Origin of the sequence: Pseudomonas sp. fls2-241-TYG-175, from assembly GCF_030209155.1 — a bacterium.
GTDB classification, from domain to species: Bacteria; Pseudomonadota; Gammaproteobacteria; order Pseudomonadales; family Pseudomonadaceae; genus Aquipseudomonas; species Aquipseudomonas viridiflava.
In genome coordinates this window covers 191,279-209,544 of record NZ_JARVSO010000014.1, presented here as the reverse complement: position 1 = coordinate 209,544, position 18,266 = coordinate 191,279, and the positions used below count along the sequence as shown (strand labels likewise).

At 58.8% G+C, this 18,266-nt stretch carries 14 protein-coding genes; 10 read left to right on the top strand and 4 right to left on the bottom strand.

The window, feature by feature from the left end; genetic code table 11:
- From QRN20_RS12525 to QRN20_RS12500, 6 genes are all read left to right on the top strand, one after another.
- The gene (locus QRN20_RS12525) at positions 1-1,842 is read left to right on the top strand and encodes an ABC transporter ATP-binding protein (RefSeq protein WP_122427987.1); all 1,842 of its coding nucleotides are present in this window, start codon (positions 1-3) and stop codon (positions 1,840-1,842) included.
- Complete coding sequence (locus QRN20_RS12520; protein WP_029243592.1) at positions 1,839-2,150, top strand: (2Fe-2S)-binding protein; 312 nt, start codon at positions 1,839-1,841, stop codon at positions 2,148-2,150. Before QRN20_RS12525 ends, QRN20_RS12520 begins: the two co-directional genes overlap by 4 nt.
- Positions 2,129-3,538 (top strand): FAD/NAD(P)-dependent oxidoreductase, encoded by a 1,410-nt coding sequence (locus tag QRN20_RS12515; RefSeq protein ID WP_285360467.1) that lies wholly within the window; start codon positions 2,129-2,131, stop codon positions 3,536-3,538. The genes QRN20_RS12520 and QRN20_RS12515 overlap by 22 nt, the downstream gene beginning before the upstream one ends.
- Entirely contained in the window at positions 3,535-4,689 is a 1,155-nt protein-coding gene (locus tag QRN20_RS12510) for an NAD(P)/FAD-dependent oxidoreductase (protein ID WP_285360465.1), read from the top strand. The genes QRN20_RS12515 and QRN20_RS12510 overlap by 4 nt, the downstream gene beginning before the upstream one ends.
- A complete protein-coding gene (gene argE / locus QRN20_RS12505) occupies positions 4,686-5,843 on the top strand; it encodes an acetylornithine deacetylase (protein WP_004880529.1) in 1,158 nt (385 codons plus the stop codon). The genes QRN20_RS12510 and argE overlap by 4 nt, the downstream gene beginning before the upstream one ends.
- A 120-nt stretch (positions 5,844-5,963) precedes the next feature.
- Positions 5,964-7,421: an NAD-dependent succinate-semialdehyde dehydrogenase gene (locus QRN20_RS12500; protein WP_217670118.1), complete on the top strand. Its 1,458-nt coding sequence runs from the start codon at positions 5,964-5,966 to the stop codon at positions 7,419-7,421.
- Positions 7,422-7,530: 109 nt separating this feature from the next.
- On the opposite strand, the gene QRN20_RS12495 is transcribed toward QRN20_RS12500, so the two are convergent.
- The 4 genes from QRN20_RS12495 to QRN20_RS12480 form a co-directional block, all read right to left on the bottom strand.
- A complete protein-coding gene (locus tag QRN20_RS12495; RefSeq protein WP_088234341.1) occupies positions 7,531-8,367 on the bottom strand; it encodes a hypothetical protein in 837 nt (278 codons plus the stop codon).
- The gene (locus QRN20_RS12490; protein ID WP_088234342.1) at positions 8,367-10,010 is read right to left on the bottom strand and encodes a hypothetical protein; all 1,644 of its coding nucleotides are present in this window, start codon (positions 10,008-10,010) and stop codon (positions 8,367-8,369) included. Before QRN20_RS12490 ends, QRN20_RS12495 begins: the two co-directional genes overlap by 1 nt.
- An 18-nt stretch (positions 10,011-10,028) precedes the next feature.
- Positions 10,029-11,549, bottom strand: coding sequence for an OmpA family protein (locus QRN20_RS12485; protein WP_088234343.1), 1,521 nt, complete (start codon positions 11,547-11,549; stop codon positions 10,029-10,031).
- A gap of 504 nt (positions 11,550-12,053) precedes the next feature.
- A complete protein-coding gene (locus QRN20_RS12480) occupies positions 12,054-13,430 on the bottom strand; it encodes a glutamine synthetase family protein (RefSeq protein WP_025996673.1) in 1,377 nt (458 codons plus the stop codon).
- A 275-nt stretch (positions 13,431-13,705) separates the two neighbouring features.
- On the opposite strand from QRN20_RS12480, the gene QRN20_RS12475 reads away from it, so the two are divergent.
- From QRN20_RS12475 to QRN20_RS12460, 4 genes are all read left to right on the top strand, one after another.
- Positions 13,706-13,990, top strand: a complete 285-nt coding sequence (locus QRN20_RS12475) for a hypothetical protein (protein WP_162868324.1) — start codon at positions 13,706-13,708, stop codon at positions 13,988-13,990.
- A gap of 33 nt (positions 13,991-14,023) precedes the next feature.
- Positions 14,024-15,382 carry a glutamine synthetase family protein gene (locus QRN20_RS12470; RefSeq protein ID WP_004880514.1) on the top strand — a complete coding sequence of 453 codons (1,359 nt, stop codon included), beginning with the start codon at positions 14,024-14,026 and terminating at the stop codon, positions 15,380-15,382.
- 69 nt (positions 15,383-15,451) lie between these two features.
- Entirely contained in the window at positions 15,452-16,819 is a 1,368-nt protein-coding gene (locus QRN20_RS12465) for an aspartate aminotransferase family protein (protein ID WP_029243587.1), read from the top strand.
- Positions 16,820-17,084: 265 nt separating this feature from the next.
- A complete protein-coding gene (locus QRN20_RS12460; RefSeq protein ID WP_004880509.1) occupies positions 17,085-18,182 on the top strand; it encodes a polyamine ABC transporter substrate-binding protein in 1,098 nt (365 codons plus the stop codon).
- Positions 18,183-18,266: the final 84 nt, after the last annotated feature.

The following is an 18,266-nucleotide window of genomic DNA, read 5'->3' as shown; positions in this document are numbered from 1 at the left end:
ATGAGTCAATTGATTCGGGTGCAAGACCTGCGTGTGGTGGCCGACACCGACAAGGGTGAGCTGGAAATCGTCAAGGGCGTGAGCTTTGCGCTGGAGAAAGGTGAAGTACTGGCGCTGATCGGCGAGTCCGGTTCCGGCAAGACCACGATCGCCCTGGCGCTGCTGGGCTATGCCCGACGTGGCTGCAAGCTCGCCGGTGGCGTCGTTCAGGTCGGTGAGCACGACATGCTCAGCCTGCCAGAAAGCCGGTTGCAAGGCTTGCGCGGCAATCGGGTTTCCTACGTCGCACAAAGCGCGGCGGCGGCCTTCAATCCGGCGAAAAAGCTGATCGATCAAGTGATCGAAGGCGCGCTGATTCATGGTCTGGGCAGTCGTTCGGACCTGCAGCGAAAAGCCGTCGACCTGTTTCGCGATCTCGCGTTACCCAACCCCGAAACCATCGGCCAGCGCTATCCGCATCAGGTCTCGGGCGGTCAGTTGCAGCGGGTCATGGCGGCGATGGCACTGATCAGCGATCCCCTGCTGGTGATCCTCGACGAGCCAACCACTGCGCTGGACGTGACCACACAGATCGACGTGCTGCGGGCTTTCAAGCGCGTGGTACGGGATCGTGGCGCGACGGCCGTGTATGTCTCCCACGACCTGGCGGTCGTGGCGCAGATGGCCGATCAGATTGTCGTGCTCAATGGCGGAAAAATTATCGAGCAGGGCAGCACGGCTGCATTGCTCAAGGGGCCGGAAGACGAATACACGCGCAGCCTGCTCGCCGCCGCCCGTCCCGACGCGAAACTGTCGCCGGCCAGCGACATGGTCAAGGACAGCACGCTGCTGACCATCAAGGGCCTGACCGCAGGCTACGGCAAGAAGAATCTTCAAGGCATGCCGATGATCCGCGTGCTCGAAGACATCGACCTGACCATTCGCCGGGGTCAGGCCATCGGCGTGATCGGTGAATCCGGTTCGGGCAAATCGACCCTGGCCCGTGTGGTCGCCGGTCTGCTGGATCCTGCACAAGGCAGCCTGACGTTCGACGGTGCGCCGTTGTCCGGCGATTTGGCCGGGCGAACGAAAGAACAGTTCCGCCGCATCCAGATGGTGTTTCAGAACGCCGACACCGCGCTCAACCCGATGCACAACGTCAGCGCGATTCTGGCCCGCCCGCTGAAAATGTATTTCAACCTCAAGGGCAAGGCACTGCGTGATCGCATCCACGAGTTGATGGACCTGGTGCGTCTGCCGCGCGAACTGGCCGACCGGCGCCCCAACGAACTGTCGGGCGGCCAGAAGCAGCGCGTCAACCTGGCCCGTGCGCTTGCAGCCAAGCCGGACCTGATCCTGTGCGACGAAGTGACCTCGGCGCTGGATACCGTGGTCGGTGCCTGCATTCTCGAACTGCTTGGCGACCTGCGGCGCAAGCTGGGGGTTTCCTACCTGTTCATCAGCCATGACATCTCCACCGTGCGCGCGCTGTGCGATGACATCGTGGTGATGTACAGCGGCCACAAGGTCGAAGAGGGCAGCCGTGACGCCTTCAGCCAGACGCCTTTTCATCCCTACACCGACCTGCTGGTGCATTCGGTGCCCGAGCTGCGCCAGGGCTGGCTGGAAGGCTGCGGCGTGACCAGCGGCAAGCTGCCGCCGATCAGCGCGCCATCGAATACGCCGGAGCTGTGCACTTTCCTCAATCGCTGCCCCGTGCGCATCGAAGGACTGTGCAACAAGACGGCACCGGGTCGTCGCGTCATCGCAGGCGGCAGCGAAATCCTCTGTCATCGCGACGGCGGTGAGTTGCAGGAACGTCAGAGCGATCTGGACCCCGTCACCGTAGGAGCCTACGCATGAGTGGCCGTTTTGTAAGACTGGGCGAGCGTGATCGGCCGGTCGTCAACCTGATCGTCGACGGGGCACCTGTCGAAGCCTTGCAGGGCGACACGCTGATGGTGGCGCTGCTGACCGGAGGCAATGCCTTGCGTCAGTCCGAGTTCGATTCGGGGCGTCGGGCCGGTTTCTGTCTGATGGGCGCCTGTCAGGATTGCTGGGTCTGGACCCGCAGTGGCGAGCGCCTGCGCGCCTGTTCCAACGAAGTCCGTGACGGGCTCGATATCGTCACCACCCAACCGGAGGCGAAATGGCCACTTCTCCACGGCTGAATGTCAGTCACACCGCCAGCCCGCGTGTGGTCATCGTTGGCGCCGGTCCTGCGGGCACCCGTTGCGCCGAAACGTTGTTGGCCGCTGGCATCAAACCGATTCTGATCGATGAAAACCGGCGTGATGGCGGACAGATCTACCGCCGCCAGCCCGAAGGCTTCAAACGTGATTACCCGGCGCTGTACGGCACCGAAGCGGCCAAGGCGCGCGACCTGCACGAAAGCTTCGACCGTCTGCGCAGCCAGATCGATTACCGCCCCGACACCCTGGCCTGGAACCTCACCTCAGGCCAGCTCTGCTGCGTCAGCAAGGGTGTGCACACGGTCGTGGAGTACGACGCGTTGATTCTTTGCGCGGGCGCCACCGACCGACTGATGCCGATCAAAGGCTGGCAACTCGCAGGCACCTACAGCCTGGGCGGCTCGCAGATCGCGCTCAAGTCGCAGTCGGTTTCCATCGGCAGCCGTGTGGTGTTCATGGGCAGCGGTCCGTTGCTGTATCTGGTCGCCAGCCAGTACGTCAAAGCCGGTGCCGACGTGGCGGCCGTGCTCGACACTTCACCGTTCAGCAAACGCATCGGCGCGATGCCAAAATTGCTGTCGCGTCCGGGTTTGTTGTTCAACGGCATGAAGCTGCTGGCTCAGTTGTACAGCGCCAGGGTGCCGGTGCATCTGGGCATCAAGCCTGAAGAAATTCTGGGTGACGAGAAAGATGGCGTGACCGGCGTGCGCGTGAGGCTCGCCAACGGCAGCGCCCTGACAATCGATTGCGATGCGCTGGCGCTGGGTTACCACCTGCGACCTGAAACCCAGTTGGCTGATCTGGCCGGCTGCGGCCTGCGTTTCGACGAAGCGTCCGGGCAATGGGTGCTGGCCGTGGACGACGACGGCCGCACCTCTGTCGCGGGTGTCTATGCCGCAGGCGATGGCGCGAAAATTCGCGGTGCCGATGCGGCCGAACAGGCCGGGCGTCTCGCCGCGCTGACCTTGCTGAGTGACCTGGGCATGCCTGTGGATAACCAGCGCGTGGATAACCTGCGGCAGAGTCTTGAGGTCATGGATCGCTTCCGTGTCGGGCTGATGGAAGCCTTTCCCTGGCCGTCTGCGCAGGCGAAGGCGCTGCCTGATGAAGCCATTATCTGTCGCTGCGAAATGATCAGCGCGGGCGAACTGCGCGGTGTGGTGCGTGAAAAAGGCGCCTGTGAAGTCAACCGCGCCAAGGCTTTCAGCCGGGTCGGCATGGGTCGCTGCCAGGGGCGTTATTGCTCGCAGGCCGGAGCCGAAGTGATCGCTGCCGAATCCGGCGTACCGGTCGAGCAGGTCGGCCGCCAGCGCGGTCAGGCGCCGGTCAAACCGTTGTCGATGATGACAGACGAGGTGGTGTCATGAAGCAGCTCAGGGTCGATGTACTGATTGTCGGCGGCGGCGTGATGGGCGCGGCGTCTTCGTTCTTTCTGCGTCAGCGCGGCAAGTCGGTGACGCTGCTGGAGCGCGACGTGGTCGGCCAGTACGCCAGCGGCGTCAACTTCGGCAACGTGCGCCGTCAGGGTCGTCATCTGGATCAACTGGAGCTGGCCAACCGTTCCTTTGCGCTGTGGAAGCGCCTGCCGCAGCTGATAGGCGAAGACCTGGAGTTTCTGCCCAGTGGCCACATGCGCGTCTGCTACCGCGAAGACGAAATTCCTGAGCTTGAAGCCTACGCTGCTGCCCCCGAAGCGCGTGAGCTGGACCTGCAAGTACTTCAGGGCAAAGCGCTGCACGAGCGTTTTCCGTTTCTGGGGCCGGACGTAAAAGGCGGCTCCTACGCGCCACACGACGGCCACGCCAACCCGCGTCTCGCCGCGCCCGCCTGGGCCCGTGCGGCGATACGTGCCGGGGCGAGGATCGAAGAGCGCACTGAAGTGCTGCACGTCGAAAAGGTCGGCAAGGAATTTCAGGTCACGACCACCGATGGCCGAATCTTCACAGCTGATCAATTATTGATCACCGCCGGAGCCTGGGGCGAAAAGCTCTCGTCGCAGTTCGGCGAGCCGGTGCCGCTGGAAACCTTCGGCCCGCAGATGTCGGTCACCGAGCCTGTGCCTTACGCGCTGCCAACGGTGATCGGCGTGTTCACCAAGATCCCCCACGAAGTGGTGTATTTCCGCCAGATCGCGCGCGGCAACATTGTCATTGGCGGTGGCGTACGCACCAGGCCGGACATGGTCAACCGTCGCGCGTATTTCGACCCCAACAGCCTCATCAATCACATGCAGCAGATGCGTCGCCTGCTGCCTAGCGTCGGCAACCTGAACATTATCCGCGTGTGGAGCGGCATCGAAAGCTACACGCCGGACTCATTGCCGATCATGGGCCCCAGCGGCAAGGTCGACGGCCTGTACTACGCGTTCGGTTTCTGCGGCCATGGCTTTCAGCTCGGCCCGGGCGTGGGCGATGTCATGGCCGAACTGATCAGCACCGGCACCACCAGCACGCTGATCAGTCCGTTCGATATCCGCCGTTTTGCCGCCTTCTCAGAACTTGCGAGTAAAGCCTCATGACACCGCGTGCGCTGGACATCTTCAAACGCCTGATTGCCTTCGAAACCGTGTCGTCGGAGCCGAACATGGCGCTGATCGACTACGTTCGCGACCTGCTGGCGACCAAGGGCATCGAGTCGCTTATCGTCAAGGACGAGACCGGCAAGAAAGCCAATCTGTTCGCCAGCACCGGCCCTCGCGAGCAGCCCGGTGTGTTGCTCTCCGGGCACACAGACGTCGTGCCCGCCGCAGGGCAGGCGTGGACGATGCCGCCGTTTCAGGCCACGCTGCGTGACGGGCGCATCTATGGGCGCGGCACCTGCGACATGAAAGGCTTCATCGCGCTGGCCATAGACGCCATGCTCGATGCCGCCGACATGACCCTGACGCGACCGCTGCAACTGGCCCTGTCCCACGACGAAGAAATCGGCTGTGTCGGCGTGCGGCGCCTGCTGGACGTGCTTCATCTGGCACCTGTGCGCCCGTTTTTGTGTGTGGTGGGCGAGCCGACGCTGATGCAGTTCGCGGTCGGTCACAAGGGCAAGAGTTCGTACCGGACTTACTGCCGGGGTCAGGAAGCGCATTCCTCGCTGGCACCGCGTGCGGTCAACGCCATTCACCTGGCCAGCGACTTCATTGCCGAACTGCGCAAGAGCCAGAAACAGGTCGAGCAGCAGGGCGTGCGTGACGACGGCTACGACATTCCGTACAGCACCGTCCACATCGGCCGTATCGATGGCGGCAAGGCGCTGAACATCGTGCCGAACCTCTGCACCCTTGAGTTCGAATACCGCAACCTGCCGGGCGATGATCCGGACCAATTGCTGGAGCAGTTGCGTGAGCGTGCCGAAGTGCTGGTGCGTGAAGCCAGGCAACTGTCCGGCGTGGCAGCCATCGACATCGAAATCATGAACGAATACCCGGCGCTGGAGACCCATCCCAGCGTTGAAGCCGTGCGCATGCTGCACGCCTTCGCCGAGCCCGGCACGCAACACATCAAGGTCTCGTACGGCACCGAAGGCGGCTTGTTCGCCGGTCGCCTCAACGTGCCAGTGGTGGTCTGCGGGCCGGGTTCCATCGAACAGGCGCACAAGCCTGACGAGTTCATCGAAGAAAGCCAGATGAACGCAGGCGAGCGTTTTCTGCAAAGTCTGCTGGGCTCGCTGAAGCAGTAGAGGCTGCCGTGCGGGCGCGAAATTCAGCAGCGTTTGCCGCCCGCATTCCCTGCTTTCAGCATCCTGGACTGTGATGGCTGCTTAGACTGACAGTCATCCCGGAACAGGACTCGACCGACCATGCTCAAGCACCCTTTGAAAGACCCCAGCCTGCTGGTAGAACGCGCCTACGTCGATGGGCAGTGGATCGTGGCCGACGATGGCGCGACCTTGGACATTACCGACCCGGCCACCGGCGACGTCATCGCACAGGTTCCGGCGCTGCAAGGCGCTGAAACCCGCCGCGCCATCGAAGCTGCTGACCGCGCATGGCCGGCCTGGCGCGCGCGCCCGGCCGCCGAGCGTGCAGCGTTGCTGGAGCGCTGGCATCAGGCGATGCTGGAAAACGTCGAAGACCTGGCGCTGATCATGACCCTTGAGCAGGGCAAGCCGCTTAACGAGTCCCGTGGAGAAATCCGCTACGGCGCCAGCTTCGTCAAATGGTTCGCCGAAGAAGCACGTCGCTCGTATGGTGAAACCATTCCTGCGCCGAGCGCTGATCGCCGTCTGATGACGCTCAAGCAGCCGGTCGGCGTTTGCGCTGCCATCACTCCGTGGAATTTCCCCAACGCGATGATTACCCGCAAGTGCGCCCCAGCCCTCGCGGCAGGCTGCCCGATCATCGTCAAACCCTCCGACCTCACGCCGCTGTCGGCCTTGGCATTGGCGGTACTGGCCGAGCGTGTGGGCATTCCGGCTGGCGTGTTCAACGTCATCACCGGGATGCCATCCGGCATCGGTGAAGAACTGACCGGCAACCCGGTGGTGCGCAAGATTTCCTTCACCGGCTCTACCGCTGTGGGTCGTCTGCTGATGCGCCAGAGCGCCGAGCACATCAAGCGTCTGAGTCTGGAACTGGGCGGCAACGCGCCGTTCATTGTGTTCGACGATGCCGATCTGGAGCAGGCCGTCACCGGCATCATGCTCAGCAAGTTTCGCAACGCCGGGCAGACCTGCGTGTGCGCCAACCGCATTCTGGTGCAGGACGGCATCTACGACCGTTTCGCCGCACGCTTGGTCGAAGCAGTCGCCAAACTCAAGGTCGGCAACGGTCTGGAAGACGGCGTCACCATCGGCCCGCTGATCAACCCGGCAGCGGTCAGCAAAGTCGCCCGGCACATCGACGATGCCCTGAGCCAGGGCGCGAAACTGCTGTACGGCGGTATGCCGGACGGCGACAGCCAGTTCGTCCAGCCGACGGTGCTGGGCGATACCCACGCAGGCATGCTGCTGGCCAACGAAGAAACCTTCGGCCCCGTCGCCCCGCTGATGCGCTTCACCGACGAAGCCCAGGCACTGGCACTGGCCAACGCCACACCTTACGGCCTGGGCGCGTATTACTTCACTCAGGACCTGCGTCGTTCATGGCGCTTCGGCGAGGCGCTGGAGTTCGGCATGGTCGGCCTCAACACCGGCATCATCTCGATGGAAGTCGCGCCGTTTGGCGGGGTCAAGCAGTCGGGCCTGGGCCGTGAAGGCTCCAGCTACGGATTGGACGAGTATCTGGAAGTGAAGGCGTTTCACGTCGGCGGGCTTTGAGGCGCGTCTAAACGTCGCCCGGCACAACGAAAAACGCCGCAGCGCTCAAAGAGCCTGCGGCGTTTTTTATCAACCTCAGGAGAGGCAAGCTTCTTTAAGTAATGGGTGCCTACTTCAGGTCTACGTTGAGCATTGGAGTTCCGAAGGCTTCCAGTCTGGAGTTGGACTTTTCAAAGTATGAAGACCAGAACTCGTTCAAGAGATCCATTGTCTTGCCTGAGCGGTATTTCTGCTTGATGCTGTCAGTCACCAGTCCAGCGCCTGCGACATAAACCCGAGCGCCCGAGAGGTCGGAGAAGAGGCTCTTGTCAGAGGCTTTCTTGATTTCTTGCGCAACGTTGAGGTTCTGAATGGCGCTGTTGGCGTAGAACGATGCGTAATCACTGTTCTCCAGCATGTCGCTGATCAAAAAGACCACCCGATCCCTGGCACTCTGCTGACTCATGTCCGAGCCCACTTCACGAAGCGCGTGGAGTATCTCGCTTTTAGGATTGTCGTTGTTGGCGTCACGCATGGCCTTCACAAACAACCCCCCGACGCCACGAACGAAGCTCGCCTTTTGGGTTTTCATGCAGGCATCGAGCTGGCGTAGCTTGCTCATACCCATGTCATTACGGACGGTATCTGCCGGGGGGACTTCAAGCGTCACATCCGCCTGCAGGCGCATGTACTCTCCCGGCACGAAAGCTGAGAAGGTGTAAAGCTTCACTTGGTCGCCTGGCTGAACAAACCGGTCAATTTTTTCCCAGGCTGATCGCTGAATGTCTTCAGGCATCTTGATTGTCTGATCGACAATGATCACCAACTGACGACCGCTTGGTGCCGGCTTGAACTCGGTCAGTCTGGACGCTTCATAGCAGCTCGCCATGTCGTTCCGCTCTGCCGCCATAGTGGCGGCAGGAAGAAGCATGGCTGCGATCAAAATTTTTCGCAGCATGCTTTTCATCAGACCGTTGCCCCTTGGTGTGCCGGGAATTTGCCCGTTTTGGCAAGTACAACCTGGGTTGCACGGATGCGCTTCAGTTGTTCGAGCGCAAGCTGGTAAACGTCGACCACCAGTTCAAGCTCCTCATCGGACAAACTGCGAAGGTCGTCAAACTCGGTGGGCTTCACTGTATTTGCGGCGGCAGCAGGTTGAGTCGCTGGAGCCTCGATAGTCAGTTCAGGTTGCTTGGGTGTCGGATGCTGAATCTTGGGGGCTTCCTGCTTAACCTGTGCGTCAGATTGGTACTCGGCAGAAACTCCATCTTTACGTTTTTTCAACTCCAGCGCTGCCCGATGCTCAGCAATAGTCCTGTCGTCTTCCTTGGCTTTTTCAAGCTTCAAAAAGGCTTCAAAGTTCCGCTCTTGCGACGTTGAGGTGCTGTTTACCCCATCATTGCTGGTCATGTCGTAATTTGAAACCTTGTCTCGAAGAAGCGAGAGCTTATGGTTCGCATGATCACGAATAGCGGCTCGTTGACGATCCATCCAGCGAACCATTTCGTCTGCAGTCCTGAACTTGCTGATCGTCTCGTAGGCATCACGGGATGCCAGGCCCGCAAAGCCGTAAACCATGGAGAGCCACAGCGCGATGAACTGGATGGCCACGAACACTACTGACAACACGCCAAAGGTCACCATCGAGGCGCGATGCTCTGCGCCAATCTTGTCGTCGAACGTTTTTTCCTGGCTCTGCCTCTCAACGTCGGCAGAAGCGGCAGGCAAGTCAAACGGACTGTTCGATGACTTCGCTGATTCGTTGATCTGATAGCCAGCGACCAGCTCTGTTTCCATTGCATTGAGCTGTTCAGCACGAACCCAAAATGCAGCAATTGCGATAATGATAATGGTGACGCCGAACATCGCTACCCAGAAATGCTTGACGGTAACGGTCTCGTTGGTCTTGATACGGGCCAGAATCTTGTTGTAGCCGTGGGCCGTATCATCATTGTGAGTGTCATCAATGGAGATCTGAGCAATGTCTTTCCCGATCTGGTTGTCACGTTGCTGCGTCGGTGTTCCTCTCCACCAGTGGCGTGCTTTTTTGATAAGCGAGTTGTGATGGATTTCATGACCTGCGATGTGGGCAAAGAATCCGGAGATAAGAGCAAGGAACGTGGCTACAGACCAGGTGAGGTATTGGAGGTTGTTCGCAGATATTTCGCGATTTACGAAGGGCCCGATAACGTAAGCGAAACCGACCGCTTCCAGGATCAGCAGTCCTGCCATCAAAGGGATCACCCAAAAAGGGCTGGTACGCCGACCTGTTTCACACACCTTCGACAGGTAATCCCGGCACTTGGCGTAGTAAGCCGGGTCTTTATCAACCTTTTTATAGCTTGTGTAATATTCCTGGCACAAACGGAGTTCACCGTCGCTCCAACCGGAGCTGTCAGACGAGCCACGCTCCCGTTTCGCTTGCCTGGCCAACCGAGCCACGGTGCCGATCAAAGGGGTACAGTGCCAGGCACGACGGACAAAATAGCAAACCTTATCCCAGTTCAGTGCAGCGACGATTATCGCTACTACCAATGAGATCAACGACGCCGCCGCCAACCGGTTTGCCAGCATCAATGCGAGCATTGAGGTAGGTGAGAAATCTTGCATGATCTGTTCTCTCAGGGATCAGGAAGCTTTGATCGGAATGAATTTGGCCACATAGGCCGACTGCCCGCGTGGGTAGAAAACTTGCCCTTTGGTGGCCTGCGGAGCGTTTTTCTCAAAGACGACGTCGATGCAGGAAACTGCTGCCTTTGGGTCTTTTGCGAAAACTCGATAGAGCACCTGGGTTTCGCCCTCGTAGGTGTTGGCAATGCCCTGGATAGCCTTGAGGCTTTTACGGTTGCCCGCATCGTAGTCTTTGACTATTTCAAGGATTGGCTGTCGGTCTACGGCTGCGTTTTCCTTGAGGATAGAGACGGGCGTAATCGTCAGCAGGTTGCCATTGACGCGCTCGGCCCATACACGGTTGTTGTATCCGGCCATGTACTCGTAGGTCTTGTGGTCAATCAAAGGCTTGTCATTGGCAAGGCTCAAGACCTGGCCGGTTTCTCGCGGGGCATCCGCTTCGCAGCTTTGGATTGGAAGGTCACTTGCCTGTGCCGAGGATATGAGCGCGAACCCGCCTGATTTAGGCTTGATGGAAGCTGTGACGCTTTGCTCGTTATTCGCGAGTACGCCGCCAAAGTTAACCAATGTAGAACTGGCGGGTGCTTCGGGAGTAGAAGCAGGCTCCGTGCTTGAAGATTTCGCAGGGGCTTGGGCGGGTTTGGACGCTACGACGGTATCCTTTGCTTTCGCCTTGGCAGGCGTTTTAACTGCCGTCTCGGGCTTTTTTTGCGCCCCGGCGCTGTAAACAGCGTACTTGGCGTTGGACGATTCGGCCTGAACACGTTTGACCAATATATCTTCGGACTTCATTTCGCTGATTTCGACGCGGCGGTTGCTGTTTCGCCCTTCCACCGTCTCGTTATTTGCGACAGGTCGCGAGGAGCCAGCGCCCTGGTAATAAATACGATCAGACTTGACACCGGCGTCCTGGAAAATTTTGCCAACGGTACGTGCGCGTTGTTCGGATAGCTTCTGATTGAAACTCGCGCTGCCGGTAGCATCGGTATGACCAACAACCAGGAATCGGCGCTGATCAACTCCCTTTCCGTCACCGCTTTGTTGAGCGAATGTCTGTGCCAGCTTTTGTGCCTGGCGCTTACCCGTCGCGGTCAATTGAGCAGACCCGGACGTAAACATACTTTCATCTTGCACCAGGGCGACGAGGCCACCCTCAGTGCCAGCGGTGTTGCCAACAGGCGCTTCAAGGTTCAGAGATTGAACCTGGATGGACATGTTTTCGTCGTGAGCGATCTGTTCGAGGGCCTTCATCTTGGCTTCCCAGATAGAGCCGGCGTAACAGCCTGCGGCTGTTCCAAGTCCGCCACCTATAAGAGCACCTTCCTTGCCACCCAGCTTGGCGCCGATGACGGCTCCACCGACTGCACCCACTCCGCAAAGAATCAGCGTTCCGTGCTTGGCTCCAACCTCGCGTATCGTTTGCGACATGCTGTCCATGCCAGTATTCAGACTCTGGCAGCCACCGAGGGCAGCAATGGTCACCGCCAGAACTGTCAAGTGGCTAATTCTCGAGCTCATTTCTTCAATTCCTTATGATGGGGTCGGGGGCGAATGAACAGACTCTTTGGCGTTCATCTCAACCCCTTTTGCTTGCTGGCGCTGGCAACCCTGAGAAAACAGCTCCATTGAAGCGCAGGATTATTGCAAAATGCCTCTATTTGTCAATCTGTTACGGGTGTTGATGTTTGGAGTGTTATGTGTGGTGCCTGTGCAGTTAAATGACTGCTCGCTGTTTTTAGTGGCGCTGAGCTGTTTGATAACTTCTTGTTTGGCGTGACGTCCACGTTATAAAGATGTGCTGGATTACGTAGAGTTTAATATCAAGCATTCTGAAATATGAAAATGGAGTTGCCATAAAGTGCGGTGAGGTAGTGAACTTCTATTTTCCACAGGGCGGGAAGTAATTTTTCATTAGGTGCGTCTCATCTGGCCTTGAAATGCAAAACGCCCGATGCGGTGCATCGAGCGTTTTGAGACTGAAACAGGTGTAAACCTATTTCAGGACTGGACACTCAGCCTCAATCAGACTGTGTGCAGGTACCAGTTGTACTCGAGGTCGGAGATGGAGTGTTCGAATTCCGCAAGCTCGCTCTCTTTACAGGCCACAAAGATATCGATGTATTTCGGGTCGATGTACTTGGCCATGACCGCACTGTCGTCCAGCTCGCGCAGGGCATCGCGCAGGTTGTTAGGCAGGCTTTGCTCATGTTGCTCGTAGGAGTTGCCTTCCACCGGCGCGCCTGGCTCGATCTTGTTGACGAGGCCGTGGTGCACGCCTGCCAGCACGGAAGCCATGAGCAGATACGGGTTGGCATCGGCACCGGCTACGCGGTGTTCGATACGCACGGCATCGGCTGTGCCGGTCGGAACCCGGATGGCAACCGTACGGTTGTCCAGGCCCCAGGTCGGCGAGTTGGGTACGTAGAACTGGGCACCGAACCGGCGATACGAGTTGACGTTCGGGCACAGGAACGCCATCTGCGCCGGCAGGGTCTCGAGCACACCGCCGATCGCATGACGTAATGCGGCGTTCTGCTCGGGATCCTCGCTGGTGAAGATATTCTTGCCATCGCGATCCAGGATCGAGATGTGGACGTGCAGACCATTACCTGCCTGACCCGGATAGGGCTTGGCCATGAAGGTCGTGTCCATTTCGTGGTCGTAGGCGATGTTCTTGATCAGACGCTTGAGCAGTACGGCGTAGTCGCACGCCTTGATGGCGTCGGCCACGTGGTGCAGGTTCACTTCGAACTGGGCCGGGGCGCTTTCCTTGACGATGGCGTCAGCCGGAATGCCTTGCTCTTTCGCACCTTCCAGAATGTCCTGGAGGCAGTCGACGTATTCGTCGAGGTCGTCGATCAGGTAAACCTGGGTCGAATGCGGGCGTTTGCCGGAGATCGGCGAGCGCGGCGGCTGTGGACGGCCGTTCACGTTCTCCTGGTCGATCAGGTAGAACTCCAGCTCGAATGCGGCGCAGATGGTCAGGCCCATTTCGTCGAACTTGGCGACGACCTGGCGCAGCACTTCGCGCGGGTCGGCGAAGAACGGGTCGCCTTCGAGTTCGTGCATGGTCATCAGCAATTGCGCGGTAGGGCGCTTTTGCCATGGCTCGTTGCACAGGGTATCGGGGATTGGATAGCAGATTCGGTCAGCATCGCCGATGTCCAGGCCCAGGCCGGTGCTTTCCACCGTGGAGCCATTGATATCCAGAGCAAATAAAGAGGCTGGCAGGTTGATGCCTTTCTCGTAAACCTTATGGAGGCTGGTGCGTTCGATGCGTTTGCCACGCACCACACCATTCATATCTGCAATCAGAAGGTCAACGTACAGAACCTCAGGATGTTCCTTAAGGAACGCGTTCGCTTCATTAAGCTGAACGGCACGCGGGGGTACCGACATGATGCAACACCTTTGTTGTTAAAAATATCAATCATCAATGATTACGGGTCTCAGTCAATCCGAAAGCCATGATGAAGTCAATAGAGCCTGTATGTGCCCTAAAACTGCTCCAAAAAGCCTTTTTTGCTGCTATTTGGGGCGTTTTTTCGGGCCTTCGGCTGTCCTGGAATATGCGCCAGAGCGGCCTGTCTTCTATTTTTAACGGATTGTTGTATAAAAAAATGAACAAGGCTAAGCTCGATCGCAACCCATAAAGCAATAATACCGGGGGTTCAATGCTGCGCCTTCCCTTGACCGGCATGACCATGTCCAATCCGCAGAACGGTCATCATGCCTGTGATATCAGTGCTCATGGTGCGCCATCGCTGATGATGAGGGCACCCGGACTGCCATTGCGCGTTACCCGTTTCATTCTCAATGCTGGACACTATCACTATAGCGGCCTCGTCAGTGTGACGGCGGCTGTGTGGAATTGTGCCCGTGCAGGTGTCACCTTACGCCTTCTTGGCTCCTTAAACGAGTTGTACACCATGACGCCGATGCGTCGAAAAAACGCCTGATCGCGATCAGGACACCAAAACCCTGAGGTATTTATGAGTACCAACCTCGACCAGCTCACCGATTGGTTGAAAGAACACAAGATTACCGAAGTCGAATGCATGATGTCCGACCTCACCGGGATCACTCGCGGCAAGATCTCCCCGACCAACAAATTCATCGCTGAAAAAGGCATGCGTCTGCCTGAAAGCGTGTTGTTGCAGACGGTGACCGGCGACTACGTAGAAGACGATATCTACTACGAGCTGCTGGACCCGGCCGACATCGACATGATCTGCCGCCCCGACCAGAACGCGGTGTATCTGGTGCCCTGGGCCATCGAGCCGACTGCGCAGGTGATTCACGACACCTACGACAAGCAGGGCAACCCTATCGAGCTGTCCCCGCGCAACGTCCTCAAGAAAGTCCTCAAACTCTACGCCGACCAAGGCTGGCAGCCGATCGTGGCGCCGGAGATGGAGTTCTATCTGACCAAGCGTAGCGACGACCCGGACTATCCGCTGCAGCCTCCGGTCGGCCGCTCGGGACGTCCGGAAACCGGTCGCCAATCATTTTCCATCGAAGCCGCCAACGAATTCGATCCGCTGTTCGAGGACGTGTACGACTGGTGTGAGCTGCAGAACCTGGATCTGGACACGCTGATCCACGAAGACGGCACGGCGCAGATGGAGATCAACTTCCGTCACGGCGATGCCCTGTCGCTGGCCGACCAGATTCTGGTGTTCAAGCGCACCATGCGCGAGGCCGCACTCAAGCATGACGTCGCTGCAACCTTCATGGCCAAGCCCATGACCGGCGAGCCCGGCAGCGCCATGCACCTGCACCAGAGCATCATCGACATCGAGACCGGCCAGAACATCTTCTCCAACGAAGACGGGACGATGAGCGAGCTGTTCCTCAACCACGTCGGCGGTCTGCAGAAATTCATTCCCGAGCTGCTGCCGCTGTTCGCGCCCAACGTGAACTCGTTCCGGCGCTTTCTGCCGGACACTTCCGCGCCGGTGAACGTGGAATGGGGCGAAGAGAACCGCACCGTCGGCCTGCGTGTGCCGGATGCCGGGCCGCAGAATCGCCGGGTGGAAAACCGCCTGCCGGGCGCCGACGCCAACCCGTACCTGGCCATTGCCGCCAGCCTGCTGTGCGGTTTCATCGGCATGGTCGAAGGCATCAACCCGAGCGCGCCGGTGGTGGGCCGTGGTTACGAGCGCCGCAACCTGCGCCTGCCGCTGACCATCGAGGATGCGCTGGAGCGGATGGAAAACAGCAAGACCATCGAAAAGTACCTGGGCAAGAAATTCATCATGGGCTACGTCGCGGTCAAGCGCGCCGAGCATGAGAATTTCAAGCGCGTGATCAGCTCTTGGGAGCGTGAGTTCCTGCTGTTCGCCGTCTGACCCGGCAGGGCGTCGCTGCAGTTAGACGGCGACGTCCCGCTTACTGACCTGATTAAAAGGAAGTGCTGCATGAGTGCCAACCACAACCCGCAAACCCTCGAATGGCAAGCCTTGAGCAGCGAGCATCACCTGGCACCGTTCAGCGACTACAAACAACTGAAAGAGAAAGGCCCGCGCATCATTACTCGCGCCGACGGCGTTTATCTGTGGGACAGCGAAGGCAATCGCATTCTGGACGGCATGTCCGGCCTGTGGTGTGTGGCCATCGGCTACGGCCGCGAAGAACTGGCCGATGCCGCCAGCAAGCAGATGCGCGAGCTGCCTTATTACAACCTGTTCTTCCAGACCGCCCACCCACCGGTCCTGGAACTGGCCAAGGCGATTTCCGACATCGCGCCTGAAGGCATGAACCACGTGTTCTTCACCGGCTCCGGTTCCGAAGGCAACGACACCATGCTGCGTATGGTCCGCCATTACTGGGCGCTCAAGGGCCAGCCGAACAAGAAGACCATCATCAGTCGTATCAACGGCTATCACGGCTCCACCGTCGCGGGCGCGAGCCTGGGCGGCATGACCTACATGCACGAGCAGGGCGATCTGCCGATTCCGGGCATCGCGCACATCCCGCAGCCTTACTGGTTTGGCGAGGGCGGCGATATGACGCCGGATGAGTTCGGCGTGTGGGCAGCCGAGCAACTGGAACAGAAGATTCTCGAACTGGGCGTCGACAACGTCGGTGCGTTCATCGCCGAGCCGATTCAGGGCGCGGGTGGAGTGATTGTGCCGCCTGACACCTACTGGCCGAAGATCAAGGAGATCCTTTCGCGCTACGACATCCTGTTCGTCGCCGATGAAGTGATCTGTGGTTTCGGGCGCACCAGTGAGTGGTTCGGTAGCGATTTCTACGGCCTCAAGCCGGACATGATGACCATCGCCAAAGGCCTGACCTCAGGCTACGTGCCCATGGGCGGTCTGGTGGTGCGCAACGAAATCGTGGCTGTGCTCAATGAAGGCGGCGATTTCAACCACGGTTTTACCTATTCGGGTCATCCGGTGGCCGCCGCCGTGGCGCTGGAGAACATTCGTATCCTGCGCGAAGAAAAGATCGTCGAACGGGTCAAGTCTGAAACGGCACCATATTTGCAAAAGCGTCTGCGTGAGTTGAGTGATCATCCACTGGTGGGCGAGGTCCGTGGCGTGGGGCTGCTGGGCGCCATTGAGCTGGTCAGGAACAAGGCAACCCGCGAGCGTTACACCGACAGGGGCGCGGGCATGATCTGCCGAACCTTCTGCTTCGATAATGGCCTGATCATGCGGGCCGTGGGCGATACCATGATCATCGCGCCGCCACTGGTGATCACGTTCGAGCAGATTGATGAACTGGTCGAGAAGGCTCGCAAGTGTCTGGACCTGACCCTGGCGGCATTGGAAGGGTAAAAGATTGTTATCCGGTGCAGCGTTTGCACTGAGCACACCGGATTGTGGGAGGCGGCTTGCCGGCGAAGCGTCCGTTCAGACAATGATATGGCGTCTGGAAAAACGCATCGCCGGCAAGCCGCCTCCCACAGGAAAAAGCGTTTCTTCAGCGGGACAAGGGCTGTTCGACAGGTGTCGGCTTGAAAGCCTGCCCATGAACTTGCCAGACTAATGGCTACAAGCCGCTAATCTAATCGGTCAGTGATAAAAAACATTGGAGCTACGCATGAAAAAATTTGGCAAGACCCTTCTCGCCCTGTCCATGATGGGCGTCGTGGCCACCGCTGCGCAGGCCGATGACAAAGTGCTGCACGTCTATAACTGGTCCGATTACATCGCGCCGGACACCGTTGCCAAGTTCGAGAAAGAATCGGGCATCAAGGTCGTCTACGACGTGTTCGACAGCAACGAGACGCTCGAAGCCAAATTGCTGGCCGGCAAGTCCGGTTATGACATCGTGGTTCCGTCCAACAACTTCCTCGCCAAGCAGATCAAAGCTGGCGTCTATCAGGAACTGGACAAGTCCAAGCTGCCTGACTGGAAGAACCTGAACGAATCGCTGCTCAAAGCGGTGTCGGTCAGCGACCCGGGCAACAAGCACGCCTTCCCGTACATGTGGGGCTCGATCGGTATCGGTATCAACCCGGAGAAGGTCAAGGCTGCGCTGGGTGCCGATGCGCCGGTGAATTCCTGGGACCTGCTGTTCAAGCCCGAGAACGCGGCCAAGCTGAAGTCGTGCGGCATCAGCTTCCTCGATTCGCCGACCGAAATGCTGCCGATTGCCCTGCATTACCTGGGTTATCCGACCGATTCGCAGGACAAGAAGCAACTGGCCGAAGCCGAAGCGCTGTTCATGAAGATCCGTCCTTCGATCGGCTACTTCCACTCGTCCAAGTACATCTCGGACTTGGCCAACGGCAACATCTGCGTCGCAGTGGGCTACTCGGGTGATATCTATCAGGCCAAATCCCGTGCTGAAGAAGCAGGTGGCAAGGTCAAGGTTGCCTACAACATTCCGAAGGAAGGTGCTGGCAGCTTCTACGACATGGTCGCCATTCCCAAGGATGCCGAAAACGTCGAAGGTGCCTACAAGTTCATGACCTTCCTGATGAAGCCGGAAATCATGGCAGAGATCACCAACGCGGTGCGCTTCCCGAACGGCAACGCAGCCGCCACGCCTCTGGTCGACAAGGCAATCACCAGCGATCCGGGCGTCTACCCGCCTGCTGACGTACAGGCCAAACTGTATGCCATCGCGGATCTGCCTGCCGCGACTCAGCGGATCATGACCCGCAGCTGGACCAAGATCAAATCAGGTAAATAAGCCTGTCATGAAACCTGTGGAAGCTGCGTAGCCCTCGGTGCGCAGCTTCCAACAGACAGGAAAATTGCCGAAAACTTTGCTGGT

Excerpts from the sequence above, each read along its gene's own strand:
- QRN20_RS12500 (WP_217670118.1), top strand. The coding sequence starts at position 5,964 with ATGCTCAAGCACCCTTTGAAAGACCCCAGCCTGCTGGTAGAACGCGCC.
- QRN20_RS12520 (WP_029243592.1), top strand. The coding sequence starts at position 1,839 with ATGAGTGGCCGTTTTGTAAGACTGGGCGAGCGTGATCGGCCGGTCGTC.
- QRN20_RS12515 (WP_285360467.1), top strand. The coding sequence starts at position 2,129 with ATGGCCACTTCTCCACGGCTGAATGTCAGTCACACCGCCAGCCCGCGT.
- QRN20_RS12490 (WP_088234342.1), bottom strand. The coding sequence starts at position 10,010 with ATGCAAGATTTCTCACCTACCTCAATGCTCGCATTGATGCTGGCAAAC.
- argE (WP_004880529.1), top strand. The coding sequence starts at position 4,686 with ATGACACCGCGTGCGCTGGACATCTTCAAACGCCTGATTGCCTTCGAA.
- QRN20_RS12470 (WP_004880514.1), top strand. The coding sequence starts at position 14,024 with ATGAGTACCAACCTCGACCAGCTCACCGATTGGTTGAAAGAACACAAG.
- QRN20_RS12495 (WP_088234341.1), bottom strand. The coding sequence starts at position 8,367 with ATGAAAAGCATGCTGCGAAAAATTTTGATCGCAGCCATGCTTCTTCCT.
- QRN20_RS12465 (WP_029243587.1), top strand. The coding sequence starts at position 15,452 with ATGAGTGCCAACCACAACCCGCAAACCCTCGAATGGCAAGCCTTGAGC.
- QRN20_RS12525 (WP_122427987.1), top strand. The coding sequence starts at position 1 with ATGAGTCAATTGATTCGGGTGCAAGACCTGCGTGTGGTGGCCGACACC.
- QRN20_RS12480 (WP_025996673.1), bottom strand. The coding sequence starts at position 13,430 with ATGTCGGTACCCCCGCGTGCCGTTCAGCTTAATGAAGCGAACGCGTTC.
- QRN20_RS12460 (WP_004880509.1), top strand. The coding sequence starts at position 17,085 with ATGAAAAAATTTGGCAAGACCCTTCTCGCCCTGTCCATGATGGGCGTC.
- QRN20_RS12485 (WP_088234343.1), bottom strand. The coding sequence starts at position 11,549 with ATGAGCTCGAGAATTAGCCACTTGACAGTTCTGGCGGTGACCATTGCT.
- QRN20_RS12510 (WP_285360465.1), top strand. The coding sequence starts at position 3,535 with ATGAAGCAGCTCAGGGTCGATGTACTGATTGTCGGCGGCGGCGTGATG.
- QRN20_RS12475 (WP_162868324.1), top strand. The coding sequence starts at position 13,706 with ATGCTGCGCCTTCCCTTGACCGGCATGACCATGTCCAATCCGCAGAAC.